The organism is Streptomyces sp. RKND-216, from assembly GCF_004795255.1.
Classification (GTDB): Bacteria; Actinomycetota; Actinomycetes; order Streptomycetales; family Streptomycetaceae; genus Streptomyces; species Streptomyces hazeniae.
Genome location: NZ_SSBQ01000002.1, coordinates 4,723,159 through 4,749,026 on the forward strand (window position 1 = coordinate 4,723,159; position 25,868 = coordinate 4,749,026).

General features: G+C 71.9%; 23 protein-coding genes and 1 pseudogene. 15 read left to right on the forward strand and 9 right to left on the reverse strand.

Translation table 11 applies throughout. From position 1 onward, the window contains the following. Positions 1 to 28 precede the first annotated feature (28 nt). Positions 29 to 703 (forward strand): CBS domain-containing protein, encoded by a 675-nt coding sequence (locus tag E4198_RS20655; protein WP_136184471.1) that lies wholly within the window; start codon positions 29 to 31, stop codon positions 701 to 703. A gap of 328 nt (positions 704 to 1,031) precedes the next feature. On the opposite strand, the gene E4198_RS20660 is transcribed toward E4198_RS20655, so the two are convergent. Both E4198_RS20660 and E4198_RS20665 read right to left on the reverse strand, forming a co-directional pair. Further along, a complete protein-coding gene (locus E4198_RS20660; RefSeq protein WP_136184472.1) occupies positions 1,032 to 2,198 on the reverse strand; it encodes a cation:proton antiporter in 1,167 nt (388 codons plus the stop codon). A 5-nt stretch (positions 2,199 to 2,203) separates the two neighbouring features. Next, positions 2,204 to 2,683, reverse strand: a complete 480-nt coding sequence (locus tag E4198_RS20665) for a cation:proton antiporter regulatory subunit (protein ID WP_136184473.1) — start codon at positions 2,681 to 2,683, stop codon at positions 2,204 to 2,206. Positions 2,684 to 3,118: 435 nt separating this feature from the next. Here E4198_RS20665 and E4198_RS20670 point away from each other — a divergent pair. From E4198_RS20670 to E4198_RS20710, 9 genes and pseudogenes are all read left to right on the forward strand, one after another. Next, positions 3,119 to 3,427 (forward strand): annotated as a pseudogene (locus E4198_RS20670) (hypothetical protein); the annotation flags it as partial. Positions 3,428 to 3,516: 89 nt separating this feature from the next. Then, on the forward strand, positions 3,517 to 4,038 hold the full coding sequence (locus E4198_RS20675) for a hydrogenase maturation protease (RefSeq protein WP_136185519.1): 522 nt from the start codon (positions 3,517 to 3,519) through the stop codon (positions 4,036 to 4,038). 128 nt (positions 4,039 to 4,166) lie between these two features. Next, complete coding sequence (locus E4198_RS20680) at positions 4,167 to 4,559, forward strand: hydrogenase maturation nickel metallochaperone HypA (protein WP_136184475.1); 393 nt, start codon at positions 4,167 to 4,169, stop codon at positions 4,557 to 4,559. 2 nt (positions 4,560 to 4,561) lie between these two features. Further along, on the forward strand, positions 4,562 to 5,353 hold the full coding sequence (gene hypB, locus E4198_RS20685) for a hydrogenase nickel incorporation protein HypB (protein WP_136184476.1): 792 nt from the start codon (positions 4,562 to 4,564) through the stop codon (positions 5,351 to 5,353). A gap of 1 nt (position 5,354) precedes the next feature. Continuing rightward, on the forward strand, positions 5,355 to 7,937 hold the full coding sequence (gene hypF / locus E4198_RS20690) for a carbamoyltransferase HypF (protein ID WP_136184477.1): 2,583 nt from the start codon (positions 5,355 to 5,357) through the stop codon (positions 7,935 to 7,937). Further along, positions 7,891 to 8,247 carry a HypC/HybG/HupF family hydrogenase formation chaperone gene (locus E4198_RS20695; protein ID WP_136184478.1) on the forward strand — a complete coding sequence of 119 codons (357 nt, stop codon included), beginning with the start codon at positions 7,891 to 7,893 and terminating at the stop codon, positions 8,245 to 8,247. The genes hypF and E4198_RS20695 overlap by 47 nt, the downstream gene beginning before the upstream one ends. Next, a complete protein-coding gene (gene hypD, locus E4198_RS20700) occupies positions 8,244 to 9,377 on the forward strand; it encodes a hydrogenase formation protein HypD (protein ID WP_136184479.1) in 1,134 nt (377 codons plus the stop codon). The genes E4198_RS20695 and hypD overlap by 4 nt, the downstream gene beginning before the upstream one ends. A 91-nt stretch (positions 9,378 to 9,468) precedes the next feature. Further along, positions 9,469 to 10,458 (forward strand): hydrogenase expression/formation protein HypE, encoded by a 990-nt coding sequence (gene hypE, locus E4198_RS20705; RefSeq protein WP_210732952.1) that lies wholly within the window; start codon positions 9,469 to 9,471, stop codon positions 10,456 to 10,458. A gap of 329 nt (positions 10,459 to 10,787) precedes the next feature. Beyond that, entirely contained in the window at positions 10,788 to 11,369 is a 582-nt protein-coding gene (locus tag E4198_RS20710) for a potassium channel family protein (RefSeq protein WP_247597777.1), read from the forward strand. Here the strand turns inward: E4198_RS20710 and E4198_RS20715 are convergent. Beyond that, the gene (locus tag E4198_RS20715; protein WP_136184481.1) at positions 11,366 to 12,508 is read right to left on the reverse strand and encodes a beta-eliminating lyase-related protein; all 1,143 of its coding nucleotides are present in this window, start codon (positions 12,506 to 12,508) and stop codon (positions 11,366 to 11,368) included. The two genes, E4198_RS20710 and E4198_RS20715, sit on opposite strands and share 4 nt — an antisense overlap. A gap of 153 nt (positions 12,509 to 12,661) precedes the next feature. Between E4198_RS20715 and E4198_RS20720 the strand changes: the two genes are divergently transcribed. Both E4198_RS20720 and E4198_RS20725 read left to right on the forward strand, forming a co-directional pair. After that, positions 12,662 to 13,183, forward strand: a complete 522-nt coding sequence (locus E4198_RS20720; protein ID WP_136184482.1) for a TM2 domain-containing protein — start codon at positions 12,662 to 12,664, stop codon at positions 13,181 to 13,183. Continuing rightward, positions 13,173 to 13,610 (forward strand): DUF2752 domain-containing protein, encoded by a 438-nt coding sequence (locus E4198_RS20725; RefSeq protein WP_136184483.1) that lies wholly within the window; start codon positions 13,173 to 13,175, stop codon positions 13,608 to 13,610. The genes E4198_RS20720 and E4198_RS20725 overlap by 11 nt, the downstream gene beginning before the upstream one ends. A 69-nt stretch (positions 13,611 to 13,679) precedes the next feature. Here E4198_RS20725 and E4198_RS20730 read toward each other — a convergent pair whose 3' ends face one another. The 4 genes from E4198_RS20730 to E4198_RS20745 all read right to left on the reverse strand — a co-directional run bounded on the left by E4198_RS20730 (position 13,680) and on the right by E4198_RS20745 (position 19,269). Then, positions 13,680 to 16,319: a SpoIIE family protein phosphatase/ATP-binding protein gene (locus tag E4198_RS20730; protein WP_136184484.1), complete on the reverse strand. Its 2,640-nt coding sequence runs from the start codon at positions 16,317 to 16,319 to the stop codon at positions 13,680 to 13,682. Between the two features lie 269 nt (positions 16,320 to 16,588). Further along, entirely contained in the window at positions 16,589 to 18,034 is a 1,446-nt protein-coding gene (locus E4198_RS20735; RefSeq protein WP_136184485.1) for a glyceraldehyde-3-phosphate dehydrogenase, read from the reverse strand. A 150-nt stretch (positions 18,035 to 18,184) separates the two neighbouring features. After that, entirely contained in the window at positions 18,185 to 18,934 is a 750-nt protein-coding gene (locus tag E4198_RS20740; protein WP_136184486.1) for a cation transporter, read from the reverse strand. After that, positions 18,934 to 19,269, reverse strand: a complete 336-nt coding sequence (locus E4198_RS20745) for a metalloregulator ArsR/SmtB family transcription factor (RefSeq protein ID WP_136184487.1) — start codon at positions 19,267 to 19,269, stop codon at positions 18,934 to 18,936. The genes E4198_RS20740 and E4198_RS20745 overlap by 1 nt, the downstream gene beginning before the upstream one ends. A gap of 107 nt (positions 19,270 to 19,376) precedes the next feature. On the opposite strand from E4198_RS20745, the gene E4198_RS20750 reads away from it, so the two are divergent. Then, entirely contained in the window at positions 19,377 to 20,069 is a 693-nt protein-coding gene (locus E4198_RS20750; RefSeq protein ID WP_136184488.1) for a DNA alkylation repair protein, read from the forward strand. Here E4198_RS20750 and E4198_RS20755 read toward each other — a convergent pair. Beyond that, complete coding sequence (locus tag E4198_RS20755; protein WP_136184489.1) at positions 20,066 to 20,875, reverse strand: alpha/beta fold hydrolase; 810 nt, start codon at positions 20,873 to 20,875, stop codon at positions 20,066 to 20,068. The genes E4198_RS20750 and E4198_RS20755 overlap by 4 nt on opposite strands. Before the next feature lie 1,974 nt (positions 20,876 to 22,849). Between E4198_RS20755 and E4198_RS20765 the strand changes: the two genes are divergently transcribed. Further along, positions 22,850 to 23,206: a hypothetical protein gene (locus tag E4198_RS20765; protein ID WP_136184490.1), complete on the forward strand. Its 357-nt coding sequence runs from the start codon at positions 22,850 to 22,852 to the stop codon at positions 23,204 to 23,206. Positions 23,207 to 23,455: 249 nt separating this feature from the next. On the opposite strand, the gene E4198_RS20770 is transcribed toward E4198_RS20765, so the two are convergent. After that, the gene (locus tag E4198_RS20770; protein WP_210732866.1) at positions 23,456 to 24,733 is read right to left on the reverse strand and encodes a tyrosine-type recombinase/integrase; all 1,278 of its coding nucleotides are present in this window, start codon (positions 24,731 to 24,733) and stop codon (positions 23,456 to 23,458) included. 466 nt (positions 24,734 to 25,199) lie between these two features. On the opposite strand from E4198_RS20770, the gene E4198_RS20775 reads away from it, so the two are divergent. Beyond that, positions 25,200 to 25,859 (forward strand): hypothetical protein, encoded by a 660-nt coding sequence (locus tag E4198_RS20775; protein ID WP_247597778.1) that lies wholly within the window; start codon positions 25,200 to 25,202, stop codon positions 25,857 to 25,859. The last annotated feature ends 9 nt before the right edge of the window (positions 25,860 to 25,868 follow it).

Sequence of the window (25,868 nt, forward strand, 5' to 3'; positions counted from 1 at the left end):
GATCCGGCCCCGACCCGGGAGAAAGAGCATGCGGCACCGCACGGTGAGGGATCTGATGACGCGGAACGTGGTCAGTGCCCGCTACGACACCTCGTTCAAGGAGATCGTCCGCCTGATGACCGAGAACGAGATCACCGCGCTTCCTGTGATCGATGCCGGAGGCAGGCCCCTCGGAGTGGTCTCCGAGGCGGACCTGCTGCGGAAGGAGAGTGATCAGCCCGGCATCGCCGGGCGTGCGCCGGTGCCTCCGCTGGAGGCATGGGAGCGTGCCAAGGCGCGAGGAGAACGAGCCGAGGACTTGATGTCCGCCCCGGCGATCTGTGCGCGGCCGGAGTGGTCCGTCGTCGAGGCCGCTCAGCTGATGGAGACCCAGCTGGTCAAGCGTCTCCCGGTGGTGGACGAGACGGACCGACTGTTGGGCGTCGTCAGCCGGAGGGACCTGTTGCGCGTCTTCCTGCGCAAGGATCGGGCGATCCGCGAGGAGATCGAACAGGATGTTTTGCAGGACACCCTGGGTCTGGCACCCGCGCAGGTTGCGGTCGCCGTACGAGAGGGACGAGTCGAACTGTGCGGTGTGGTCGACAGCAGGAGCCTGATTCCGGTCGTCCTGCGCCTGAGCGCCTCCGTCGACGGAGTCGTCGGCGTCACCGACCGGCTGTCCTACCGCATCGACGACGTGCGCCCCGCTCGTTCCGGCCCATGAGGCCGCCCCGCTGACCGCCGACGCCGTCCTCGGTGAGCCGTCGCCTCCGACGCCCTCGCGGCCGGGGCCACTCGCACGGGCAGCACTCCCACGAAGCGCGGTGGTTCCGGGGGCCGGGGAGCACCGCTGATGCCGGGTATCCCACGACCACCGACATCCGCAGACTCCCTCCGGCGGAATCCAGTCGACCGGCTGTCGGGTTGCCCGAGGTGTGGATTCCGAACGGCTCCGTCCGGCCGGTGCGCTCATGTGACGACTCGTAGTCGCGTGCCCCGCGCGGGCTGCTGTCCGCAGCCGCTCGGCGGTGGGGGCGCGGGCCCGCTCCCGTTCACGCCTCGCGGCCGGGGGGCCGTAGCCCACTGGGGACCGAGCCCCCGGCGATGCGTGTCGTCACGGGTCCGGCGACGGCGAGGATGAGGACGTAGGCGGTCACAAGCGGGCCGAGCCTGTCGTCCAGCGTCCCGGCCAGGGCGATGATGACGATCGAGAACTCACCGCGGGCGATGAGTGCGGTCCCCGCCCGTAGGCGGGCCTGCACACCGGCGCCGTCCCGTGCAGCGGCGTACCAGCCGACCACCAGTTTCGTACCCGCCGTGGCCGCGGCCAGCGCCAACGCGACGGGAAGCATGGGCAGCAGGCTGCCAGGGCTCACGGACAGTCCGATGGCCAGGAAGAACACTGCGGCGAAAAGATCGCGCAGCGGGCCGAGTACCGATCGCGCGCGGTCGGCTGCCTCTCCGGTGAGGGTGAGTCCCACGAGGAAGGCGCCGACCGCCGCGGAGATGTGGACGGCCTCGGCGAGGGCCGCGACGATGAGGGTGAGTCCCAGAGCGCGGAGGAGAACCTGTTCCGCGTCGGGGTGGGAGACCAGGCGGCCCAGGTGACGGCCCCACCAGTACGAGGCGGCGAAGGCGACCGCCACCGCGCCCACGGCGAGGAGCGCGCCCCCGAGCGCCTGGCTCCAGGTGCCGCCGGAGACGACAACGGCCAGCACGGGAAGGTATGCGGCCATGGCGAAGTCCTCCAGGACGAGCACGGAGAGAACGGCCGATGTCTCCTTGTTTCCCAGCCGCCGCAGGTCTCCGAGGAGCCGGGCGATGATGCCGGACGAGGAGATGTAGGTGACGCCCGCGAGAGCCAGCATGCCCCCCGCGTTCCACCCGAGCAGCCACCCCGCCAGGGCTCCCGGCGCCGCGTTGAGGACGAGGTCGAGACCGGCGGACGGTACGTGACGACGCAGGCTGACGGTGAACTCGAGGACAGTGAACTCCAGGCCGAGGGTCAGGAGCAGGAGGACCACGCCGATGGAAGCGCCGATCTCCACGAACTCTCCGGCGGCCGGCACGGGAGCGAGGCCTCCCTCACCGAGGAAGAGTCCAGCCAGGAGATACAGGGGCACGGGCGAGAGTGCGAGGCGCTGCGCGAGGGCGCACAGCACGCTCAGGACTCCGAGGATGATGCCGAGTTCCAGCAGCAGAGCGGTCGAGGTGTGCACCGGGATCAGCCGCGAATGATCTGTTCCACACCCGCGATCCCGCCGTGAGTACCGATCACCACCAGCACGTCACCACCACGCAGTACGTGTTCGGGCCCGGGGGAAGCGATCACTTCGACGCCTCGTACTACGGCCACGATGGACGCGCCGGTGCGGGTCCGGGCTCGGGTGTCTCCCAGCGGCCTGCCGTCGAAGGCGCTGCCGCCCCATACTTCGATCTGTCCGGCGCTGAGCCCGGGGACTTCCTTGGTGAGGTCGGCGAAGCGCTCCGCGATCCGCGGGGCGCCCAGGATCTCTGCGAGGACGTCGGCCTCTTCGCTGGTGAGCCGGAGCACGGAGCCCGCCCTATCGGGGTTGTCGGCCGCGTACACGACCACTTCGAACGCCCCTGAGCGCAACGCCACCACGCCGATGCGGTCGTCGTCCTGGTTGGTGAACTCGTATCGCAGTCCCACCCCGGGGAGGAGCACCTCGTTCACGTCCATCCGCAGATTGTCGTCAGAGAGGTGCCGCTGTCCCGAAGGGACATGGTCGGCATACGGGTGGACGTCACTTCCCTTTCCGGAGGGGAAGGACCGCTCGGCCGTCGGCGGTCAGAGAGAGGTCATCGCGGAGGCCGTGCAGGTGAGGGGTGCACCGCAGTCCTCACCTGCACCCGGCCCCCGGAGCGTGCACGCGGGCATGGCCCGAACGGTGCCACTTGGCCCGGAATGTGCTGTGCCCGGGTGAACGGCAGTCCTGGTGGCGCTTCCACACCGGATCCGCAGGGAAGGACGCCGGTTCCGGTTGTGCGCGGCTCGGTCGCTCCGGTCGTGAGCTCCTGACCACCCGCCACCCGACCGACCTCAGACCGCACGACCGCACGACCGCACCGACGAAAGGCGCGACGCATGGCCGGCAGTACGGAGCCCACCGCCGAGGAGACGCCCTGGTGGCACCCCGAGGCCGAACGCAGCGTGGACCCCGCGCGTGACCGGGTGCAGGTGCAGGGCGCGTCGATCGGCGCCGGGGACCGCGTCGTGCTGCGGCCCGGACAGCGCCGCAGCGACGCCCAGGACGTCTTCCTCGACGGCCGCACGGCCGTGGTGGAGGAGGTGCTGCACGACGTGGACGGCTCCGTGCACCTCGCGGTGACCGTCGAGGGCGATCCGGGCACCGAACTGCGCCGTGCCCAGCGCCGCTACTGGTACTTCCAGCCCGACGAGGTCACCCTCCCGGAGGAGGCGTGAGCAGCCCGGAGACGAACGGCCCGCGGGCGAACGGCCCGGCCGTCGGCAACGCGGACGCGAACACCGGCCCGGAGACCGCGCCCGGCCGCATCCTCGTCGCCGGCATCGGCAACATCTTCCTCGGTGACGACGGCTTCGGCGTCGAGACCGCGCGCCGGCTGCGCGAGGAGACGATGCCGCCGGGCGTGGAGGTGCAGGACACCGGCGTGCGCGGCGTCCACCTCGCCTACCAGCTGCTCGACGGCTACGCGGGCCTGGTCCTCGTCGACGCCGTACCCGGGGACGACCCGCCCGGCACGCTCCGCGTCATCGAACCCGGTCCCGACCCTGCGGGGGGCCCGGTGGCCGTGGTCGACGGCCACCGCATGACCCCGGACGCCGTGCTGGGCCTCCTGGACACCCTGGCCGAAGGCACCGGTGAGGCCGGCCCTCGCCGGGTGCTGGTGGTCGGCTGCGTGCCCGAGACGGTGGAGGAGGGGATGGGCCTGTCCCGGTCGGTGGCCGCGGCGGTGCCAGAGGCCGTGCTGCTCGTGCGTGAACTCGTCGACGACCTGGTCGCCGAGCTCCTGCCGCACCCGGAGGCGGGAGCGGCGGCTGGCGGCCCCTCCTGAGCCGAACGGGCCAGCCGCCCCGGCTGCGGCGGCGTGTCAGCCCGGGGCCCACCCGGGCCCGTCCTGTAATGAGCGGAGGGGCAGCGGGAGGCGCCGCGCACCCGACGTCCACGCGAGAAGAGACCACGATGCACGAGATGTCCATCGCCATGGCGGTGGTGCAGCAGGTCGAGGAGGCGCCGCCGGAGGACGTCAACGGCGCCGTCGAGTGCGTCCGGCTCCAGGTCGGCGAACTCGCCGGCGTCGTCCCCGACGCCCTCCGCTTCAGCTTCTCCCTGGCCTGTGCCGGGACCGTCCTGGAGGGCGCGGAGCTGCTGATCGATGCCGTCCCCGGCCGTGCCCGCTGCATGACCTGCGACCACGCGTGGGCGACGGGCATGCCGCCCCGCCTGGCCTGCCCGCAGTGCGACGGGGCGGACACCGAACTGCTCGCCGGCCGGGAGCTGCGGATCACCGCGCTCCGGTGCTCCGGTGCCCGCCCCGACCCCGTCCCGTCCGCCCCGGTGCCCGAGGAGAGCTGACCATGTGCCGTGCCGTCGACCTGCAACAGGCCGTACTCGCCAAGAACGACGACAGCGCGCGGACGCTGCGCGCCGACCTCGCCGCCCGCGGCACCACCGTGGTCAACCTGCTCTCCAGCCCGGGCAGTGGCAAGACCGCGCTGCTGGAGACCGAACTCGGGCACGCCTGCCGCCGGGGCGTGCCGGTCGCCGCGCTCACCGCCGACCTCGCCACCGAGAACGACGCGGTGCGCCTCGCCCGCTCGGGCGTCCCCGTCAAGCAGGTCTGCACGGACGGGCTGTGCCATCTGGAGGCGCACATGCTCCGCGGTCACCTGGAGGGCTGGCTGCCGGACGACACCCGGCTGCTGTTCGTGGAGAACGTCGGCAACCTGGTCTGCCCCGCCTCCTATGACCTCGGCGAGACCCTGCGGATCGCGCTCGCCTCCGTCACCGAGGGGGAGGACAAGCCGCTCAAATACCCCACCGCATTCGGGCTGTCGAACCTGGTGGTCGTCACGAAGAACGACATCGCGGCCGCGGTCAGCTTCGACCGCGCCGCGTTCGAAGCAAACGTGCAACAGGTCAACCCCGGCGTCGAGGTGCTGTTCACCTCCGCGCGGACGGGGGAGGGGAGCGGCGACGTGCTCGACCGTGCCCTGGCCGCGCACGCCGGGGAGCCCGTCCATCGGCCTGTGCTGGCCCGCACCTCCGACGACCACGGACACGACCACGCGCACGGGCACCACGATCACGGCCACCACGTCCACGACCACCAGGCCGCCCACCCGCACGTCCACGAGCACGCCCGCTGACATGAGCGCCGACGCCCTGCCCGCTGCGGCAGCCACCGCGGCCCCGGAACGACGCCGGTGCCGGGTCACCGTGCGCGGTGTGGTGCAGGGAGTCGGCTTCCGCCCCTTCGTGTACGCGCTCGCCACCGAACTCGGACTGCACGGCCACGTCGCCAACACCCCCGAGGGGGTCGTGGCCGAGGCCGAGGGGGCGGAGCGAGCCGTGACGGCGTTCCTCGAACGGCTCGCCACCGACGCACCCCCGCTCGCCCTGGTCGAGTCCGTCACCCCCGAACCGCTCCTCGCCACCGGCACCGGCGGCTCGGCCGGCTTCGCCATTCACGAGTCCCGCGGCGGCGCGGCGGCCCGTACCCTCGTCTCCCCCGACACCGCCACCTGCGCCGACTGCCTGGCCGAACTGTGCGACCCCGCCGACCGGCGGTACCGGCACCCCTTCCTCACCTGCACGCACTGCGGGCCGCGCTTCACCATCGTCACCGCGCTGCCCTACGACCGGGCGCACACCACCATGGCCGGCTTCCCGATGTGCGCGGACTGCGCCCGCGAGTATGCCGACCCGGCCGATCGCCGCTTCCACGCCCAGCCGGTCGCCTGCCACGCCTGCGGTCCCCGGCTGCGCCTGTTGCTCCCCGCCGACGGCGGCGGAACCGGTGTCCCGGGCGGACCCGCCGCCCACGCCGAGCACACCGCCCACGCCGACCACACCCAGTACGACGGCGAGCCGGTCGCCCGCGCGCGGGAGCTGCTGGCCGCCGGGGCGATCGTCGCGGTCAAGGGCCTGGGCGGCTACCACCTGGCCTGCGACGCCGCGAACCCCGAGGCCGTGCGGGCCCTGCGCCGTCGCAAGGCCCGCGGCGACAAGCCGTTCGCCCTGATGGCCCGCGAACTCGCCGACCTCGCGCCCCGCGTGCACCTCGGCACCGCCGAACGGGACCTGCTCACCGGCCCGGCCCGGCCCATCGTGCTGCTCCGCCGCCGCCCCGCCGCGCACGTGCCCGCGGACGCGGTGCCGCTCGCCGACGCCGTCGCCCCCCGCAGCGCAGACCTGGGCGTGATGCTGCCCTACACGCCCGTGCACCATCTGCTGCTCGGGCTCCCCGGGGACCCGCCCGGTCCCCGGCTGCTGGTGATGACCAGCGGCAATCTCGGCGGCGAGCCCATCGTCACCGACGACGACGAGGCGCTGGAACGGCTCGCGGGACTCGCCGACGCGTGGCTCGTCCACGACCGTCCCATCCACGTGCCGTGCGACGACTCCGTGCTGCGCGTGGTGGGTGGCGAGGCCCTGCCGGTGCGCCGCTCGCGCGGCCACGCACCGTTTCCCGTCACCCTGCCGTTCCCCGTACGCCCGGCCCTGGCCGTCGGCGGCGACCTGAAGAACACCTTCTGCCTCGGTCGCGGCCGACGCGCCTGGCTCTCGGCGCACATCGGCGACATGGACGACCTCGCGACCCTCACCGCCTTCACCGACGCCGAAGCGGCGCTGGAAGGGCTCACCGGCGTCACCCCGGAACTCCTCGCCGCCGACCGGCACCCCGGCTACCGCAGTACCGGCTGGGCCCGGCGCCACGCCGCAGGCCGGCCACTACGGCGGGTCCAGCACCACCACGCGCACGTCGCCGCCGCGATGGCCGAAGCCGGGCACGACGGCACCCGCCCGGTGCTCGGCGTGGCCTTCGACGGCACCGGCTACGGCGACGACGGCGCCGTGTGGGGCGGCGAGTTCCTGCTCGCCGACTACGACGGTTACCGGCGCTTCGCACACCTGGGTTACGCCGCGCTGCCCGGCGGCGACGCGGCCGTGCGCCACACCCGCCGGATGGCGCTGTCCCACCTGCACGCCGCCGGGCTCCCGTGGGACCCCGCGCTGCCCCCGGCGGCGGCCTGCGCCCCCGACGAACTGCGCCTGCTGGCACGCCAGTTGGAGCGCGGCCTGCACTGCGTACCCACCTCCAGCATGGGTCGGCTGTTCGACGCGGTCTCCTCCCTCGCCGGGATCTGCCACCACGCCGGTTACGAGGCCCAGGCCGCCGTCGAACTCGAGGCTGCCGCCCACGCGCACCTGGGCGAACACGGCGCGGAAGACCCGGATTCCGCGCACGACGCGGACTTCGCGCTCCGGCGGCCCCCGGCAGGGCAGGACGGCCGGCCGAGAGACGACGGGCCGCTGATCGCCGACCCGGCGCCCGTGATCCGCGCGGTGGCGGACGCGGTGCGGCGCGGCGACCCGCCGGGCGCGATCGCCGCCCGCTTCCACGCCTGCGTCGCCCGCCTCGTGCGGCGCGTGTGCGCCGCCGCCCGCGACCGGCACGGCACGGACACCGTCGCCCTCAGCGGCGGCGTGTTCGCCAACGCGCTGCTCGCGCGCGACTGCGTGCAGGGACTGCGGGCGGACGGTTTCACCGTGCTGACCCACCGTCTCGTCCCCCCGAACGACGGCGGGCTGGCACTCGGCCAGTTGGTGCTCGCCGCCCGCGAGGACCCTGTGGGCCCGGCCGGGCCCCGCCCCGACGAAACCAGAGAGCGAGGAGGAGCCCATGTGTCTGGCGGTACCCGGCAGGGTGCTCACCATCGAGGAGCGTGACGGCACCCGGATGGCCGAGGTCGACTTCGGCGGCGTGGTGAAGGAGGTGTGCCTGGAGTACGTGCCCGACCTCCGGGTCGGCGAGTACACCATCGTGCACGTCGGCTTCGCGCTCCAGCGGCTGGACGAGGAGTCTGCGCGGCAGACACTCGAACTCTTCGCCGGACTCGGTCTGCTGGAGGAGGAGTTCGGCGACGCCTGGCTGCAGGCGGCCGAAGAGAGCGGGCAGCCCGTACCGCACGCAGCGGAGGGGCCCGGCGGGGCAGCAGGCGTCCCCGCCGCCCAGGACACGGTGGAGGAGGCCCGGTGAAATACATCGACGAGTTTCAGGACCCCGAGCTGGCGCGGCGCCTGCTGGACGGCATCCACGCCACCGTCACCCGGCCCTGGGCGCTCATGGAGGTCTGCGGCGGACAGACGCACACCATCATCCGGCACGGCATCGACCAGCTGCTGCCCGAGCAGGTACGCCTGATCCACGGGCCCGGCTGCCCGGTGTGCGTGACCCCGCTGGAGGTCATCGACAAGGCGCTGGCCATCGCAGCCCGCCCCGGGGTGATCTTCTGCTCCTTCGGCGACATGCTTCGTGTCCCCGGCACCGACCGCGACCTGTTCCGGGTGCGCAGCGAGGGCGGCGACGTGCGCGTCGTCTACTCGCCGCTGGACGCGCTCCGCGTCGCGCAGGAGAACCCGGACCGTGAGGTGGTGTTCTTCGGGATCGGCTTCGAGACGACCGCCCCGCCCAACGCCATGACGGTGTACCAGGCCCGCAGGCTCGGCATCCGCAACTTCAGCCTGCTGGTCTCGCACGTCCGCGTCCCGCCCGCCATCGAGGCCATCATGACCTCGCCGGACTGCCAGGTGCAGGGCTTCCTCGCGGCCGGGCACGTGTGCAGCGTGATGGGCGTGGAGGAGTATCCGGAGCTGGCCGAACGCCACCGGGTGCCGATCGTCGTCACCGGCTTCGAGCCGCTGGACATCCTGGAGGGTGTCCGCCGCACCGTGCAGCAGCTCGAACGTGGCGAGCACACCGTCGACAACGCCTATGCCCGCGCCGTGCGCCCCGAGGGCAACCCGGCCGCGCGCGCCATGCTGGCGGACGTCTTCGAGGTCACCGACCGGGCCTGGCGCGGCATCGGCGTCATCCCCGACAGCGGCTGGCGGCTCTCCGAGCGCTACCGCGACTACGACGCCGAGGAGCGCTTCCCCGTCAGCGGCATCACCACCGCGGAGCCGGCCGCCTGCCGCAGCGGCGAGGTGCTCCAGGGCCTGCTCAAGCCGAACGAGTGCGAGGCGTTCGGCACCACCTGCACGCCGCGCACGCCGCTCGGCGCCACGATGGTCTCCAGCGAGGGGGCCTGCGCCGCTTACTACCTCTACCGCCGCCTCGGCGGCCCCGTGAGCACCACCACCGCGCAGGAGGCGACCACCGTTGGCTGAGACCACTGCCGAACGCACCACCGGCCACCCGGCACCCGATTTCTCCGGCTGGACCTGCCCGGCGCCGCTGCGCGACCAGCCGCGCATCGTGATGGGCCACGGCGGCGGCGGCGCTCTGTCCGCCGAACTGGTCGAGCACGTCTTCGCCCCCGCCTTCGGCGGCGAGACGCTCGCCACGATGGCCGACTCCGCCGCCGTCACCCTCGGCGGCGCCCGTCTCGCCTTCTCCACCGACACCTTCGTGGTGCGCCCGCTGTTCTTCCCGGGCGGCTCCATCGGAGACCTGGCCGTCAACGGCACCGTCAACGACCTCGCCATGAGTGGCGCCCGCGCGGCGTACCTGTCCTGCGGCGTGGTGCTGGAGGAGGGCGTGGAGATGCCCGTCGTGGCCCGTGTCGCCGAGGCGATCGGCGCCGCCGCCCGGACGGCGGGAGTGGAGATCGTCACCGGGGACACCAAGGTCGTCGAGGCCGGCCACGGCGACGGCGTCTACCTGAACACCGCCGGCATCGGCCTGATCCCCGACGGCGTCGACATCCGCCCGCAGCGCGCCCGGCCCGGCGACGTGGTGCTCGTCAGCGGGCAGATCGGCCTGCACGGCGTCGCGGTGCTCAGCCTGCGCGAAGGGCTGGAGTTCGACGTGCAGGTGGAGAGCGACTGCGCCCCGCTGGGCGGACTGGTCGAGGCGATGCTCGCCGTCACCCCCGACCTGCACGTGCTCCGCGACCCGACACGTGGGGGAGTGGCGGCGGCCCTCGGTGAGATCGCCGCCGCGGCGGGTGTGGGCGTGGCCGTCGACGAGCGGCACCTGCCGGTCCCCGAGCCCGTCGCCGGAGCCTGCGCCATGCTCGGCCTGGACCCGCTGTACGTGGCGAACGAGGGCAAGCTGGTCGCCTTCGTGCCCCGCGACCACGCCGACGCGGTGCTGGAGGCGATGCGGGCCCACCCGCTGGGCGCAGACGCGGCCGTCATCGGCGCGTGCGTCGCCGACCACCCCGGAATGGTCGTCGCCCGCACCGGCCTGGGCGGTACCCGGGTCGTCGACCTGCCGCTCGGGGAGCAGCTGCCCCGCATCTGCTGACCGCACCGCCGCCCACTCATCGACCCGCCGGCCCGCCTGCCCGTTCCGGGCGCGTGAGGGCGGGGCGGCGGGGTACCCGGCCCCGGTTCCCGACCCCGGCCCGCGCGGCGGGCGACCGACGAGGACGTCGAAGCCGGAGGTGAGAGGCCATGCAGGCTGCGGTGCGGCCCGGAAACCGGGACGTGAGGCCCAGAGACGGCGGGGCCCGGACGCCCGCGCCGATGCCGGAACGGTAGCGCCCCGGCTACCGCGGCGACGGGACGGACGTGCGGGACGACGGCCGGGGCGGCAGGCGGAACCCGGAACGGATCTGGGGAGCCCTCAGCATCGTGACGGCCCTCATGGTCACCGGGTACTTCCTGCTGCCCCTCGACGCGTTCGGCTCCGAGCGCCCCGTGATCGGCTGGTCCGTCTTCGTCCTGCTCCTCACGCTGATCGCTGTGCTGCTGCTCAAGCAGATGCGGGACGTGCTGCTGGACCGCATGGGCGTGCATCCGGGCTTCGTCATCCCGCTTCTGGTGGCACTCACGGTGCTTGCGTTCTCCGCGGCGTACTACACGCTGGCCAAGGAGCCCGGGCAGTTCCACGGACTGCGCACCCGGCTGGACGCGCTGTACTTCACGGTCGTCACCCTGGCGACGGTCGGCTACGGCGACATCCACCCGCGGGGACAGACGTCCCGCCTACTGGCGGTCATCCAGATCACGTACAACCTGGTCTTCCTCACCGCGGCCGCCACCACGCTGTCCCACCGCTTCCGGCGGCACGTCGGCCGCCACTGGGGCGGCCGGGGCGGCGGCGCGGTGCGGCCCGCCGACCGTGAGGGCCCCGATGGCCGGCCGGACACGGGCGGGCCCCATGACGCCGGACCGGACGGCGAGGATGACGGCGGGCCGCCGCTGCGTCCCTAGTGAGTACTGCGAGGCGACCCGGCTCGCAAGAATCCGAGGAACTGCGCGGTGCCATCCGCGACGTCCTCCGCCGTCCACTCCAGCGCCGACGCCGACACCGTGACCTCCGTGTGCGAGAGGCCGGGCAGCAGACTTTCCTGCCAGATGCCGAACACCAGCGTCTTGGTCTCCTCCGCCTGCCGCAGCCCGGCTTCGTTCAGCACGTCCGCCGGGTACGGCAGCCACACCTGGAACTGGTGCGTGCACGGCGTCTGCGGATGCACGCGGAAGAACGGCACCTCTGCCGCCAGCGCCTTGCGCAGCGCCGCGGCGACGGTCGCCGCGTGCGCGACGTACCCCGGGAGCCGCGGCAGCTCGTGGTCCAGCCCGTACAGCGCGGACAGCACCGCCGGCCACTGCTGGAACGGCAGCCCGCCGTACCGGTGCCGCCACGCCTTCGCCTCCGCGACCAGGTCGGCGGAGGCCGCCAGCGCGGCTCCCGAGACGCCACCCAGCGACTTGTAGAACGACACGTAGACGCTGTCCGCGAGGTCCGCGATCTCCGGCAGCGGCCGCCCGAAGTGGGGCGTGCACTCCCAGAGCCGGGCGCCGTCGAAGTGCACCACCGCGTCGCGTTCCCGCGCGGCCGCCACGGTCGCCGTCAGCTCCTCCCACGACGGCAGCACGAACCCGGCGTCCCGCAGGGGCAGTTCCAGCATGAGCGTGCCGAACGGTTCCGCCAGGTCGCGCACTTCCGCCGCGTCCGGCAGCCGCTCCTCCCGCGTCGGGTGGACCGTGCGCAGTCCGGCCACCGCGCCGAGGGCCCCGCCCTCGTGCACCTCCGGATGCGCGTGCGGGTGCAGGGCGACCGTGGCGTTGCCCGTGCGGCCCGCCCAGCAGCGCAGCGCCACCTGCTGCGCCATCGTCCCGGTGGGGAAGAACGCGGCGTCCTCGGTGCCCAGCAGCTCTGCGACGCGCTGCTCCAACCCCGCCACGGGGCCGTCGCCGTACATGTCCGGTGGCCCGTCCAGGTCGTAGCTCTCCAGCCGCGTCAGCCGTTCGCGCATCGTCGGCCACCTGCCCGCCGACAGCAGCCGGTCGCAGCCGTTCACCGCCGCCGTCCGCCGCGCCCGCAGCGCCGCCCGCTCCTCGTCGGTCATCCGCCGATTCTCGCACCGGACGCGCCTGCGCGGGCCGATGGGAACCGGCCTCTGCAGTGGGTGTGCGGGCCGGGTGCCGGAACTGGCAGGATGAAGCCAGGGGCTCCGCTCGGCCCCACGCCACCATCCGCGTCCCTCGGGGGGTCCAGCGCCATGTCCGATCCGCACCAGAACCCGTACCCGGAGCAGCAGCCCCCGGCCAGCGGCTACGGCTACCCCCAGCAGCCGAGCCCGCAGCCCGGCACCCCGCCGCCCTACGGCACGCAGCCGCCGTACGGCGCCGACCCGTACGGCCAGCAGTACGGCGGCCAACCGTACGGAGACCCGCAGTTCGGCCAGCAGTACGGTCAGCAGTTCGCCGGTCAGCCGGGCTACGGCTACCCCGGCCAGCCCGGTGCGATGCCCGTGCCCTACGGCTACGACCCGGCGGCGCCCTACGGCTACGACCCGTACGGGCGGCCCTACTCCGACAAGTCCCGCATCGTCGCGGGCGTGTTGACGCTGTTCGCCGGCGGCTTCGGCATCGGCCGGTTCTACACCGGCCACGTCGGCATCGCGCTCGCCCAGCTCTTCACCTGCGGCGGACTCGGCTTCTGGGCACTCATCGACGGCATCATCACGCTCACCAACAAGGACGCGACCGACAGCGAGGGCCGGGTGCTGCGTGGCGGCTGACGGGGGCGCGGCGGCCGGTCGCGGCCTCGTCCGGCTCCGTGCGGCACTGCGCCACCCGCTGGCCCTGCCCGTCGGGCTGGCCGCGTTCGCCGCTGCCGGTGCCGCCTACCTGTACCGGACGAACCCGCACCAGCCCGGTCAGCTCCTGCCCCGCTGCCCCTTGGAGTGGGCGACGGGGCTGCTCTGCCCGGGCTGCGGCGGCACCCGCATGACGTACGACCTGCTGCACGGCGATCTCGTCGCCGCCTTCCACGACAACGCGGCGATGCTGCTGCTCGGGCTGCCGGCCGCCGCGTACCTGTTCACGCGGATGCTGCGCGAGGGCCTGCGGGGCCGTCACTACCGCCCCGAGCCGACCCGTCTCGGCACGGCCGCGATCGTCGCGACGGCCCTGGTCTGGACGGTCGGACGCAACGTCGCCGGGTGACACGCCCGCGGGTGACACACCCGCGGGTGACACCGGCCCGCGGGTGACCGCGGGGGCGGCGACGACCCGTCAGACCTGCGCGGCGGGGGCCACCGGCTGTTCGGTCCAGATCACCTTGCCGTTCGGCGTGTACCGGGTGCCCCAGCGGTCCGAGAGCTGGGCTACCAGGAACAGCCCGCGGCCGCCCTCGTCCATCGTGGCGGCGTGCCGCAGGTGCGGCGAGGTGCTGCTGCCGTCCCAGACCTCGCAGATCAGCGCACGGTCCAGGATCAGCCGGGCGCGCACCGGGCTGGAACCGTAGCGGATCGCATTGGTGACCAGCTCGCTCAGGATCAGCTCCGTCGCGAACGCCTCTTCGGACACGCCCCACCGCTCGAGCACCTCGCCCACCGCGGCGCGCACCTCGGCGACCGCCGCCGGGTCCGAGGGCACGTCCCACTCGGCGATCCGGTCGGCGGGCACCGAACGGGTCCGGGCCACCAGCAGCGCGATGTCGTCCTCCTGCTGTTGCTGCTGGGGCAGCAGCGTCTCCAGCACGCCCCGGCAGGTCTCCTCGGCGCCGTCGCCGTCCGCACCGGCCAGTGCGTCCCGCAGCAGGCCCAGGCCGTGGTCGATGTCCCGGCCGCGCCGTTCCACCAGCCCGTCGGTGTACAGCACCAGGCGGCTGCCGGTGGCCAGCTCCATTTCGGCCGACTCGATGGGCAGCCCGGGCACGCCCAGCGGCGGCCCGGCCGGTACCTCGGCGAACGTCACCGAGCCGTCCGGCGCCACCACCGCGGGCGGCAGGTGTCCCGCCCGGGCGACGGTGCAGCGCCGGGCCACCGGGTCGTAGATGGCGTACAGGCACGTCGCGCCGGTCAGCCCCGCGCCGCTGAGGTCCGCGCCGTCCGGATCGCTCTGCAGCGCCAGTTCGTTCAGCCGGCCCAGCAGTTCCTCGGGCGCCATGTCGAGGGAGGAGAAGTTGTGCACGGCGGTGCGCAGCCGTCCCATCGTGGCGGCTGCGTGCAGGCCGTGCCCCACCACGTCGCCGACGACCAGCGCGACCCGGGCGCCGGGCAGCGGGATGACGTCGAACCAGTCGCCGCCCACCCCGGCCTGCGCCGGCAGGTAGCGGTAGGCGACCTCCAGGGCACGCTGTTCCGGCAGCCCGCTCGGCAGCAGACTCTGCTGGAGGGTGACCGCCATGGAGTGCTCGCGGGTGAAGCGGCGGGCGTTGTCCACGCAGGCCGCTGCGTGGGCGCAGACCTCCTCCGCGAGCGACAGGTCGTCCACCTCGAAGGGCTCGGAACCCTCCGTGCGCCAGAAGTTCGCCAGGCCCAGCACGGTGTTCCGGGACCGCAGCGGGACGGTGATCATCGAGTGGATGCCGTAGTCCATCAGGGCCTGCGCGCGCTCCGGGTCCTGCGCCTGCCAGCCCGGCGACTCCCGCAGGTCGGCGGCGAGTACCCCGCGTGCCCGGCCGACGCCCTGGGCCTGCGGAGAGGACTCCACGAACCGGATGAGCCGGCCGACGGGGAAGAACGGCGGCCCCTCCGCGATACCGCTGAGCGCGGCCCGGCGCATCTCCACCGACGACGCCGACCCCGGCTCCTCACCGGCCAGCACACCGTCCAGCAGGTCCACCGTGGTGAAGTCGGCGAAGCCGGGCACGGACGCCTCGGCCAGCTCCTGGGCGGTGCGCCGCACGTCCAGCGTCGTGCCCACGGTCACGCTGATGTCGTACAGCAGGCGCAGCCGGTCGCGGGCCAGCGCCGCCTTGCCGGACAGCTCGTGCAGCTCGGTGGTGTCGCGGAGCGTGGCCACGGCTCCGGCCGGGCTGCCGTGCCGGTCGGCGGGCCGGTTGTTCACGGCGAGCAGGCGGTCGCCGGAGGCCACCACCTCGTCGGTCGCCACCCGGCCTGTCGCCAGCAGATCGGTGATGTGCGCGTCCATGCCCAGGTCGACGACCGGGCGGCCTTCTGCGTCGGCGGGGAGGGACAGGAGGCGGCGCGCCTCGTTGTTGGCCATCAGCAGCCGCCCGTCGCCGCCGACGATCAGCACGCCCTCGCGCACGGCGTGCAGCACCGCGTCGTAGTGCTCGTACATCCGGGCCATCTCGGCCGGGCCCAGCCCGTGCGTCTGCCTGCTGAGCCGCCTGCCCACGAGCACCATGCCGGTTGTCGCCACCGCCAGCGCGACCGCCGCACCGCCGAGCAGCACCGGCAGCTGACGGTCCACCACGTCGCCCACCGCGCTGGTGAGCACCCCGGCCGACACCAGGCCGACGACGTCGCCCTGCTCGTCCTTCACCGGGACGACGGCCTGCACCAGCCGTCCGATCGTGCCGTCGATGGTCTCGGTGACCGCCCGCCCGCCGAGCGGCGTCTCGATGTCCCCGACGAACTTCTTGCCGATCCGGTCGCGTTCGGGGTGGGTGTAGCGGATGCCCTGATCGTCAGTGATCACCACGAAGTCCACCCGGGTGCGCTCCCGGACCGCCTCGGCCCGCCGCTGCAGCACGCTCGTGGGGTCGGGGGACCGGAGGGCCTCGACGATGCCGGGGGACCGGGCGAGGCTCTGCGCCACGGCGAGCGACCGGTCCTTCGCCGCACGCTCGCTGTAACGTTCCGTCTGGAGCAGCAGCGCGGCCACGCCCGCAGCGACGATCAGCAGCGCCAGCACGACCTGGAGCACCAGCGCCTGGCCGGCGACGGTGCGCATGCCCAGCATCGACCGTCCCCCGCCGCCCCACCGCCACGGACGACGCCGGGAGGGGGGTTCCGCGTTCGTCCGGGACCCGAGACTCACCATGTTCGAGATGCTTCCACACCGCTTCCGCCGGGGCGAAGCCGCACACCGTACGGGCCGCGTACCGGGTACGGCGCCCAACCGGCCGGGGGGTGTCCGCCGGGCCGCCGCACGCCCGCAGGCCGTGCCCCGGAGTGCGGGGGCACGGCCTGCGGGTTACCGGGCAACGCCGGAGGGCGGAACCGGGCGGATCAGGCCAGCGGGGCCGGGAAGGTCGGGTACTCGGCGCCCGAGACGTGCTGCACGATCCGGACGACCTGGCAGGAGTAGCCGAACTCGTTGTCGTACCAGAGGTAGAGGATCGCGTTGTCGCCGTCGACCTTGGTGGCGCCGGCGTCGACGATCGAGGCGTGACGCGAGCCGATGAAGTCGCTGGAGACGGCGTCGGGGGCGCTGATGAAGTCGATCTGGCGCTTGAGCGGCGAGGTGAGCGAGACGTTGCGGAGGTAGTCGAGGACCTCCTCGCGCTCCGCCTCGCGGGCGAGCTGGAGGTTGAGGATGGCGATCGACACGTCCGGCACCGGCACCCGCACCGAGCTGCCGGTGATCTTCGCCTTCAGGTCCGGCAGCGCCTTCGCGACCGCCGAGGCGGCACCCGTCTCGGTGATCACCATGTTGAGCGCGGCCGAACGCCCGCGGCGGTCCGAGCCGTGGTAGTTGTCCAGCAGGTTCTGGTCGTTGGTGAACGAGTGGACGGTCTCCACGTGGCCGCGCAGCACGCCGTACTCGTCCGCCATGGCCTTCAGCGGCGGCACGATCGCGTTCGTGGTGCAGGACGCGCACGAGATGATCCGCTCGTCCGGCTTGATCGTGTCGTGGTTGACGCCGTGCACGACGTTCGGCACGTCGCCCTTGCCCGGGGCGGTCAGCACGACCTTGTCGATGCCGGGACGCAGGTGCTTCGCCAGGCCCTCACGGTCGCGCCAGCGGCCGGTGTTGTCGATGAGGACGGCGTCCTTGATGCCGTACGCCGTGTAGTCGACCGTCGTCGGGTCGTCGGAGTAGATGACCTTGATCTCGTTGCCGTTGGCGATGATCCTGCTGTTCGCCTCGTCGACGGTGATCGTGCCCTGGAAGGCGCCGTGGATGGAGTCGCGCCGCAGCAGCGAGGCGCGCTTCACCAGGTCCTGGCCCTTGCCCTTGCGCACCACGATGGCGCGCAGCCGCAGGCCGTTGCCGGAACCGGCCTTCTCGATCAGCAGGCGGGCGAGGAGCCGGCCGATGCGGCCGAAGCCGTACAGCACGACGTCCCGCGGCTCGCGTCGGTCGATCTTGTGCTCGCCCATGGCGCCGGCCACGGCGTCGGCGGTGAACTCCTCCACGGACAGCCCGCGGTCGTCGGCCCTGTAGGTCGCGGCGAGCATGCCGATGTCGATCTGGGAGGGGCCCAGGTCGAGCGTGGTCAGCGTCTTCAGGAAGGGCAGCGTCTCGGTGACCGAGAGCTCCTCTCCGGCGATCTGCCGGGCGAACCGGTGAGTCTTGAGGATGCTCACCACCGACTTGTTCACCAGTGAGCGGCTGTGGAGGAGGACGGTCACGTCCCGCTCCCGGTGCAACGTGCCGATGATCGGGATCATCGACTCCGCGATCTCCTCGCGGTTTTTCCAGTTGGTGAACGCGTCCTCGTTGACAGTCACAGTTCTTATCTTTCGAGCTAGGCGGTGCTCATATGTTAAACACATCCCTAGTCGATCACCCGACCGCCCCACCCGGACCGGCCAGCCCTGGGGAAGCGGTCGGGCAGGGGCCCGGGTGTCCCGGGGACGAGGCACCCGGCGCCCGGCGGTTCAGCGTGCCGCGCCCGCATCCGCGCAGCAGGCGCAGCCGGGTGAGCATCCGCATCCGGCCGACTCCTCGTCGGCGGTGTCCGGGCTCGCCCCTACGGGGGCGGAGGGCGCGCAGCAGCCCTTGCCCTGCCAGGCGTCACGGCCCTCCTTGACCGCGATCGCCGCGATGACGAGGGCGGCGACCGGGTCGGCCCAGGACCAGCCGACGGCCGCGTGCAGGACCAGGCCCACCAGCAGCACCGCCGACAGATACGTGCACAGCAGGGTCTGCCGGGAGTCCGCGACCGCGCTGGCCGAGCCCAGTTCGCGCCCGGCGCGGCGCTGGGCGGCGGACAGAAACGGCATCACCGCCAGCGAGAGCGCGGCGATGACGATGCCCGGCACCGAGTGTTCCGGCTCGCCGTCGCCGACGAGGGCCCGTACGGCGTCGATCCCCACGTACGCGGCGAGCGCGAAGAACGACACGGCGATGATCCGCAGCGTGGTCCGCTCGCGTTCCTCCCGCACGGCGTGGTCGCGGGCGGAGAACTGCCAGGCGACCGCGGCGGCGGAGGAGACCTCGATGACCGAGTCCAAGCCGAACCCGATCAACGCCGTGGACGAGGCCAGCGTGCCGGCGGTCAGCGCGACGACCGCCTCGACCACGTTGTAGGCGATGGTCGCGGCCACCAGCAGCCGCACCCGCCGGGCCAGCGCCTCACGGCGGGCCGGGGGTGCGCCGAGCGACAGGGGAGACGTCCGCGCGGCCATCAGCAGCAGCCCTCCGCGTCGGCGTCCGGACAGCTGCGGTCTCCCGCCACGGCGACCACCGCCGCGCGCAGGTCGTCCAGCGCGTGGCCCAGCCGTGCGTCGGCGAGTTCGTAGCGGGTGCGGCGCCCGTCGGGAGCGGACACGACCAGGCCGCAGTCGCGCAGACACGCCAGGTGGTTCGACAGCCGGGTCCGGGAGACGCCGAGCGCATCGGCGAGGTCCGCCGGATACGCCGGACCCTCCCGCAGCGCCAGCAGCACCCGGCACCGGATCGGATCCGCCAGCGCCCGCCCGAACCGCGCCAGCACCTCGACCTCGGAAGCAACAGTCAGCATTCCCGTGACTGTACACGATCTCCTGAATCCAGGAGATCGTGTACCAGCGTTCTCCGTGCGGGGTGGCCGTCGTACGCTGAGCGGCATGTGGGAGGCGGGAGGCCGGGATGGCTGACGACACACGCACCGGCGCGACGGTGAACGAGGTGATGGCCGAGCTGGCCGGACTCGAGGACCCGAAGACACGCAGGGTGAACGAGAAGCACGGCGACGACCACGGCGTGAAACTGACCACACTGCGCGCGCTCGCCAAACGGCTGAGGACGCAGCAGGAACTCGCCCGCGAGCTGTGGCGCACGGGCGACACCGCGGCGCGACTGCTGGCGCTCCTGATCTGCCGCCCGAAGGCGTTCGGGCGCGACGAACTGGACGGCATGCTGCGCGAAGCGCGCATGCCGAAGGTGCACGACTGGCTCGTGAACTACGTGGTGAAGAAGAGCCCCCACGCGGAGGAACTCCGCGTGGCCTGGTTCGCCGACCCGGACCCCGTGGTCGCGAGCGCCGGCTGGGCGCTTACCACCGAACGCGTCGCGAAGCAGCCCGAGGGCCTCGACCTGCCCGGTCTCCTGGACACCGTCGAGGCGTCGATGAAGGACGCCCCGGACCGCCTGCAGTGGGCGATGAACCACTGCCTGGCCCAGATCGGCATCGAGCATCCCGAGCACCGCGCCCGCGCCCTCGACATCGGCGAACGCCTCGGGGTGCTCAAGGACTACCCGACCTCCCCCGGCTGCACCTCCCCCTTCGCTCCCGACTGGATCACCGAAATGGTCCGCCGCCGGGAGGAGGCCCGAGGCTAGGGTCCGCCGGGACCCTCTACTGGTCGCGGAGCCGCCTCTCCGGCCCGCGGCTCGTCGAGGTACTGGTCGGCCCAGGCGCAGATGATGTGGGCGGCCCGTTGCGCCTGCCCACGCGCGGTCAGCAGGTGGTCCGCCCCTTCGAGGGAGATGAAGCTGCGCGGATGCCGCGCCTCCTGGAAGATCTCTGCGGCGTTGGCGATGTCGACCGTGGAGTCGGTGGGCGAATGGGCGACGAGGAGCGGCAGGTCAACCTCGCCGATCCGGTCACGCAGGTGCGCCCGGCGGACGTCCTCGACGAAGGCGCGCTTGAGGACCAGGGTCCTCCCGCCGACGAACCACTCGTGCGCCCCGTCCTCGAGGACGCGGTCCAGCACCGAGTCGTAGTGCCGCTCGACGTCGCTGGGGTCGACGGGCGCGGCGATCGTGGCCAGCGCCCGGAGACCAGGGGTCTCGTGCGCGGCGGCGATCGCGGCCGCGCCTCCCCAGGAGTGCCCCACCAGCAGGTCCACCGGAGTCCCCCGCTCCGCCATGAAGGCCGCGGCCCGGACGGTGTCCCGCACCTTGACGGTGAAGGAACCGTCCCCCCAGTCACCCTCGGAGTCCCCGATCCCGAGGTTGTCGTAGCGCAGCATGCCGACGCCCTCGCGGGCCAGCTGCCTGCACACGCGCGAGGCGGCCGGAGAGTCCTTGCCGAGGGTGAATCCGTGCACGAACAGCCCCCAGCCCCGGATCTCCCCTTCCGGCACGTCGATCACCCCGGCCAGCTCGGGACCGACGACGCTCGGGAACCTCACTTCTTCCTTCATGCGGGGCGCTCACCTCGACAGGGACGGATCGTGGCACGGGAACGAGGGCGACCCTAGCCGGTGGCACCGTGCGACGACGAGGGGCGGCCCTCGGCGCGCAGCGACAGGCCCGCTACCGGAACGGGCCGTGGCGCGCGCCCTCCTCCTCTCGCGATTGTCGGGCCTGGGCCCGTACACGGAGTCCTGGGCCGCAGCGCGCCGGCACCCGGGATCGGGGCTTCAGGTCCAGGCCGCCGAAAATATCCGCGGCGAACTGAGAGGTCCGGGTCGCGGGATAGGCGATCGCCGGGCGGTGTGTGCCCCGCGGTACCGCGATGTGCACCTCGTACGGGATGTCGTCGATCAGTTCGCGCAGCGCCAGTGCGGACTCCCCGCATACGACCGCGTGCGGCGCCCGGGTGCAGACTGCGAGGAGGTCGACGTGGGCTGTCGGGGCTGCGTCGGCCCGGCGGTAGACACCTCGGGAGATCTCCTCGATTTCATCCGCCGAGGCCCAGGTGGCCAGGTCTCGTGGGGGAGCCCCGTGGCGCGGGCCTGGCGAGGAAGCGGAGGCACTGCACGAGGCGGATCCGATGACCGCCGAGCGCTTCGCCGCAGCCCCCAAGCGCCCCGCCCCGGCTCGCCTTCGCGCTGGCCCGGCGGCGAGGAGTCGTGCGACGAGCGGAGCGGGCCCTTGACGCAGCCTGACAGCCCATGCCGAAACGGGCCGTGGGCCGCCTTCCGAGAAGGGAAGACCGGCCCACGGCCCGTTTGCGGCCCAGGTCAGCGATCAGTGCTCTGACCTGCACAGTTTCTAAATGTCGAAGTACAGGTTGGTAACGCTGCCGACCTGCACAGACACCCTGTTGCGAGCCGGTCGGTGCACAACCGGTGCACATGGCGGGCAACACGGATCCATGTGCTGTCCCGAGCGGCGGGGCGCCCGGTGGCTGGGTGGAAGGCGGGACACTCGTCCGTGGCCGTCAGGCGGGTTCGCGTAGAGCATCTGCCTGGAGGTGGCCGACTTCGCTACCGGGCTGCCTTGGTGCACGGTGAATCGCTGTGGGGGACGGCCCTGACGCGAGCGTCCTCCATGCGAATGCTTGCCCCTTGGTTGGCCGTGGGGTCCCAGAATTCGAGTCGGTCACCTGAGCGCCCAAAGATCACCACCGGACTGTCGTAGGGAGGTGGGCTTCCGTAGTACGGGGCTTCGGAAGAGGTCAGCTGCACGCAGGCGTACGCAGCGCGGACGCCGAAGTACTCCGGGATGTCGTGACCAGCTGCGACGAGGGTGCGGTGCTCCGCTCCGCTGCGCGCTGCCGTAAGGAGAGTTATCAGGACGAATGCCGTACCGAGGGCTATGCCCAGGGTCACTGCCGGCGCCCAGGACAACCATGGCTTCCGGGCCTCCAGGGACGGGTTCACGAATCGCGCCCACCCCAGGTAGGCCACTGGCAGCAGCGCTGCCGTGATGGACACGCACAGTACCCATAGCCCTGCCTGAATGCTGCCCAGCCCGTCACTTACCGGCGTGGGACGCACCCCAAACGGAGACAGGTACGCCCGCTGGATGAGTGTTCCGAACCATGGCACAAGGGGAACAGCGAGGGGCACGGCCAGCGGGACGAGCCACGGAAGCGCGCGGTGCGTGGGGGTGTGCCGCACCGCAAGGTGTGCGCCGCCCAGCAAGTAGCCCCCGGCGAGAAGTACCAGCAGAGCGCCAAGACGCGGATCGTCTGCGCCGATGGCCGGCCAGAGTCCGGCGCCGAGCAGACAGATCGCGGTCGCGGTGAAGACGAATGCCAGGAAGGATAGGACGAGCCAGCTCCGGGAATACGAGGGTCGGCCGATTTCGTGAAGGCTCGGGTTCAGCCGTCGCAGTGCCAGCGGATGGCGCGATAGCTCCGCGCGGGCGGCACGTCGGGCACGTGCCAAGCGGCGTGGCCGGGGCTCGTCGAGCCGGGCCGGGACGCGGACCAGCCGCACAGTGCCTGCATGCAGATCGTGCTCACCAGTCCGCGCGGCGAGGTGAAGTGCGTGGCGCACGCGCCGACTCACTGGTTTCCGCCGCCCCCGCAGATGCCACTCGATGTGCGGTTGGCTGACGCGCTCCACGAGACTGGCGTCGCGACAGTGGAGAGAAAGCTCGACATTCTGGGCGAGTGTGTCGAGGGTGGAGACAGCCTCTTCGACCGCTGTCTCGCGAACACCGCGGATCCGAACCTCGATCACGCGCAGCGTCCAGCTCGCGTCGACGGCCACCGTCGTTTCTCCGGCCAACGGCTCGCGTATGGGCCAGCCCTTCGCCTCGCAGACCTGCTGGAGCAGACCCAACTCCTCAGGGCGGTCTAGGACCGCTGCGACGACATGGATCCGGCGGTTGAAAAGCAGTGCGGCTGGGCCCGTTGGCCCAGAATCCGGCTGCGGCGCGGGATCCTGCCGATCTGGGCCCGGTGCGGAAGATGACGTGAGCATAGGTGGATTCTGCCGTCGCAGCCGCTGGCCACACACCAGCCCCGGCGCGCCGCCCCATCCGATCCCAGAGCTTCGCCGGACGAGCTTCCTCGAGCCACGCTTCGGTTGGTGGGCGAACCGTCTTGGTCAAGCCGCCAGTCGGTACCGCTTGCCAATCGCCCGGCGGGCCTTCTCGACCGCTCCGTGCACGCGATGCACGTATCGACGCAGCGTGAACGCCGGATCCTCGTGGCCGAGGAGGTCAGCGAGCGTGTAGACGTCGACGCCTTCGTTGATTGCCTCCGAGGCGAACAGATGCCGCAAGGCATGCATCATCTTGTCGCGGCACGCCTCCCACTTGCGACCCTTGCCGACCGGCTTGTCGTTCACCGCCTTGATGACGCCGATGGCCTCAAGGGCCGCCTTCCAGAGGTAGTTGAAATAGTTCTTGTTGAGCGGCTTCCGCTCGCGCGTGGTGAACACGAGGCGCACGGCTACCAGCTCTCCGTCTTTCTCCAACCACGGCAGCGTCACCTCGACCGGTGGGAAAGCACGCATGTGCTCGCGCAACCGTGTTGCCAAGTCCTCGTCGAGGGGGATGTGCCGGTCCTTGGGGTCGTCCTCGGTGCCGCCCTTGGGCGGAGCGAAGACGAGCGTGCCACGGTGATGCGTGATCTGGCGACAGATGCGGACGGTCTTGTCGTCCACCGACCAGTCCACGTCGTCCGGGCTGAAGCCGAATATCTCGCCTTGGCGCATCCCGAGCCCTCGGCCGCAGTCGACCGTGGCCTGATATCGGTCGGGCATGTGCTTGAGGAGGTCGTCCGTCTCCTCCCAAGAGAGTGGCACGTCCTTGGCCGACTTCTTCGACCGCCTGGGCTTCACGCGCTTGACCGAACCGGTCTCGCACGGATTCTTCGGAATCAGGTCGTCGTCCACTGCCATGGCGAGGATCGACGACAGGTGGGTGAAGATCAGACCGACGGTGGTCTCGTCGAGGACCTGTAGCCGGCGCTTGATCCAGGTCTGGACCGTGGACGCCTTGACGTGTCGCAGCTTGAGATCCCCCAGGGGCCCGATGATGTGGTTACGGACGCGAGACTCGTACTGGTGGTACGTGCGGGGGTTGCCGAACGTCTGGTTCGCCAGCCACTGCTCGGCGATCGCTTTGTGCAGAGTGTCGCCCTTGCTCGGGGCGATGTACGTGCCGTCATCGACGGCCCCACGCATCCGCGTCAGATGCTGGCGGGCTTCCTCATAGCGTTCGAAGCTCTCGTTCTGCTGGCGCCCTTCGGGGTCACGCCACCGAGCCATCCACCTCTTTCCGCGCCCATGTCCCCGCGACGGAACCTTGCCATGAGCCTTGCACTTCTTGTCGCCGGGTTGCGGGCGCTTCTTGTGCCAGCGGTCGTATGGCTCAGCCAAGAAGGGCCTCCCGCGCCCGATCGAAAGTCTTGTCTGCTGAGCAGGCGGTGACCCCGTGAGCGATCCACGGGAACGGCGAGGCACTTGGCGATACGCCGGGAAGGTAGGTAGCCATGGCGGATAGCTGTAGCTCGAAATCGACTGGCATGGCAACAGTTGGTTCTGAAACTCGAGAGAACTTTCAGGTGACATGCGCTTCGGCGTAGACGAGTGGGTAGGTAAAACCGGGGGCCGGGCGGTACAGTTCCGCGCCGCCACGGCGAAAGCGGTGAGTGCCTACCGAGATTTTCGAGGAGAGCCCGAAGGCGTCGCGAACTTTTTGGTCAACCGGCGATCTGCTCCTACGGTTATGTCCTCCTCGGTCACCTGCAATTCGCACCGACCGAAGATCGCGTAGAGGTTCATGCACAGGACCACATGTGCCGTCTGGCCTATCCCTATCGCCCGCAACCGACATGGAGTGCCCTTGCCCAACGAATTCCGCCGAGCGGCCAAGGCCGCCGCGCGCGGCCCGCTCGCTACGCCCGATGAGATCGCCGAGTACCTCGGGGTGCCGGTGAAGACCCTCTATCAGTGGAAGTGCCGGGGCATCGGCCCGATCTCCCCTACGCGACCTGACCTCACCCAGGACCCGGACCTCCCGGACGAGTGGTGGGAACTCCTACGGCACGCTCTCGACCGACTGGCCAGTGCGGAGGGTGTCAAAGAAACCGTGCGGGACACGTGGATCGACCGAGCATTCCCCCAGTTCCTCGGCATCCCGGCCCCGGCCAAGATCGAGCGTGTCACCGGCCACGGTGACCTCCACTGGGGCAACATCACTGGGCCGCCTCTGACGCTCCTGGACTGGGAACGCTGGGGCCGCGTCCCCGTCGGCTACGACCCGGGGCTGCTCCACGCCAACAGCCTGCTCGTCCCCAACGTCGCGGAACGTGTCCGGAGCGAGTTCAGCTCCGTCCTCGCCACACCGGGCGGCCGAATCGGTGAACTGTGTGCCCTCGCCGAAATGCTTCAGGCCGTCGCCCGCGGCCACTACCCGCAACTCGCCCCGTACCTACTGGACCGCAGCGAAGACCTGACCGGGGTGCGTCCTCCCGTCTCGGCCCCAGCCGAGATCACCGCCTGACGTTCTTGT

Excerpts from the sequence above, each read along its gene's own strand:
- E4198_RS20680 (WP_136184475.1), top strand. The coding sequence starts at position 4,167 with ATGCACGAGATGTCCATCGCCATGGCGGTGGTGCAGCAGGTCGAGGAG.
- hypE (WP_210732952.1), top strand. The coding sequence starts at position 9,469 with ATGGGCCACGGCGGCGGCGGCGCTCTGTCCGCCGAACTGGTCGAGCAC.
- E4198_RS20695 (WP_136184478.1), top strand. The coding sequence starts at position 7,891 with ATGTGTCTGGCGGTACCCGGCAGGGTGCTCACCATCGAGGAGCGTGAC.
- E4198_RS20740 (WP_136184486.1), bottom strand. The coding sequence starts at position 18,934 with ATGGCCGCGCGGACGTCTCCCCTGTCGCTCGGCGCACCCCCGGCCCGC.
- E4198_RS20665 (WP_136184473.1), bottom strand. The coding sequence starts at position 2,683 with ATGGACGTGAACGAGGTGCTCCTCCCCGGGGTGGGACTGCGATACGAG.
- E4198_RS20655 (WP_136184471.1), top strand. The coding sequence starts at position 29 with ATGCGGCACCGCACGGTGAGGGATCTGATGACGCGGAACGTGGTCAGT.
- E4198_RS20720 (WP_136184482.1), top strand. The coding sequence starts at position 12,662 with ATGTCCGATCCGCACCAGAACCCGTACCCGGAGCAGCAGCCCCCGGCC.
- E4198_RS20715 (WP_136184481.1), bottom strand. The coding sequence starts at position 12,508 with ATGACCGACGAGGAGCGGGCGGCGCTGCGGGCGCGGCGGACGGCGGCG.
- E4198_RS20745 (WP_136184487.1), bottom strand. The coding sequence starts at position 19,269 with ATGCTGACTGTTGCTTCCGAGGTCGAGGTGCTGGCGCGGTTCGGGCGG.
- E4198_RS20755 (WP_136184489.1), bottom strand. The coding sequence starts at position 20,875 with ATGAAGGAAGAAGTGAGGTTCCCGAGCGTCGTCGGTCCCGAGCTGGCC.
- E4198_RS20765 (WP_136184490.1), top strand. The coding sequence starts at position 22,850 with ATGCAGATCGTGCTCACCAGTCCGCGCGGCGAGGTGAAGTGCGTGGCG.
- hypF (WP_136184477.1), top strand. The coding sequence starts at position 5,355 with ATGAGCGCCGACGCCCTGCCCGCTGCGGCAGCCACCGCGGCCCCGGAA.
- hypB (WP_136184476.1), top strand. The coding sequence starts at position 4,562 with ATGTGCCGTGCCGTCGACCTGCAACAGGCCGTACTCGCCAAGAACGAC.
- E4198_RS20750 (WP_136184488.1), top strand. The coding sequence starts at position 19,377 with ATGGCTGACGACACACGCACCGGCGCGACGGTGAACGAGGTGATGGCC.
- E4198_RS20730 (WP_136184484.1), bottom strand. The coding sequence starts at position 16,319 with ATGCTGGGCATGCGCACCGTCGCCGGCCAGGCGCTGGTGCTCCAGGTC.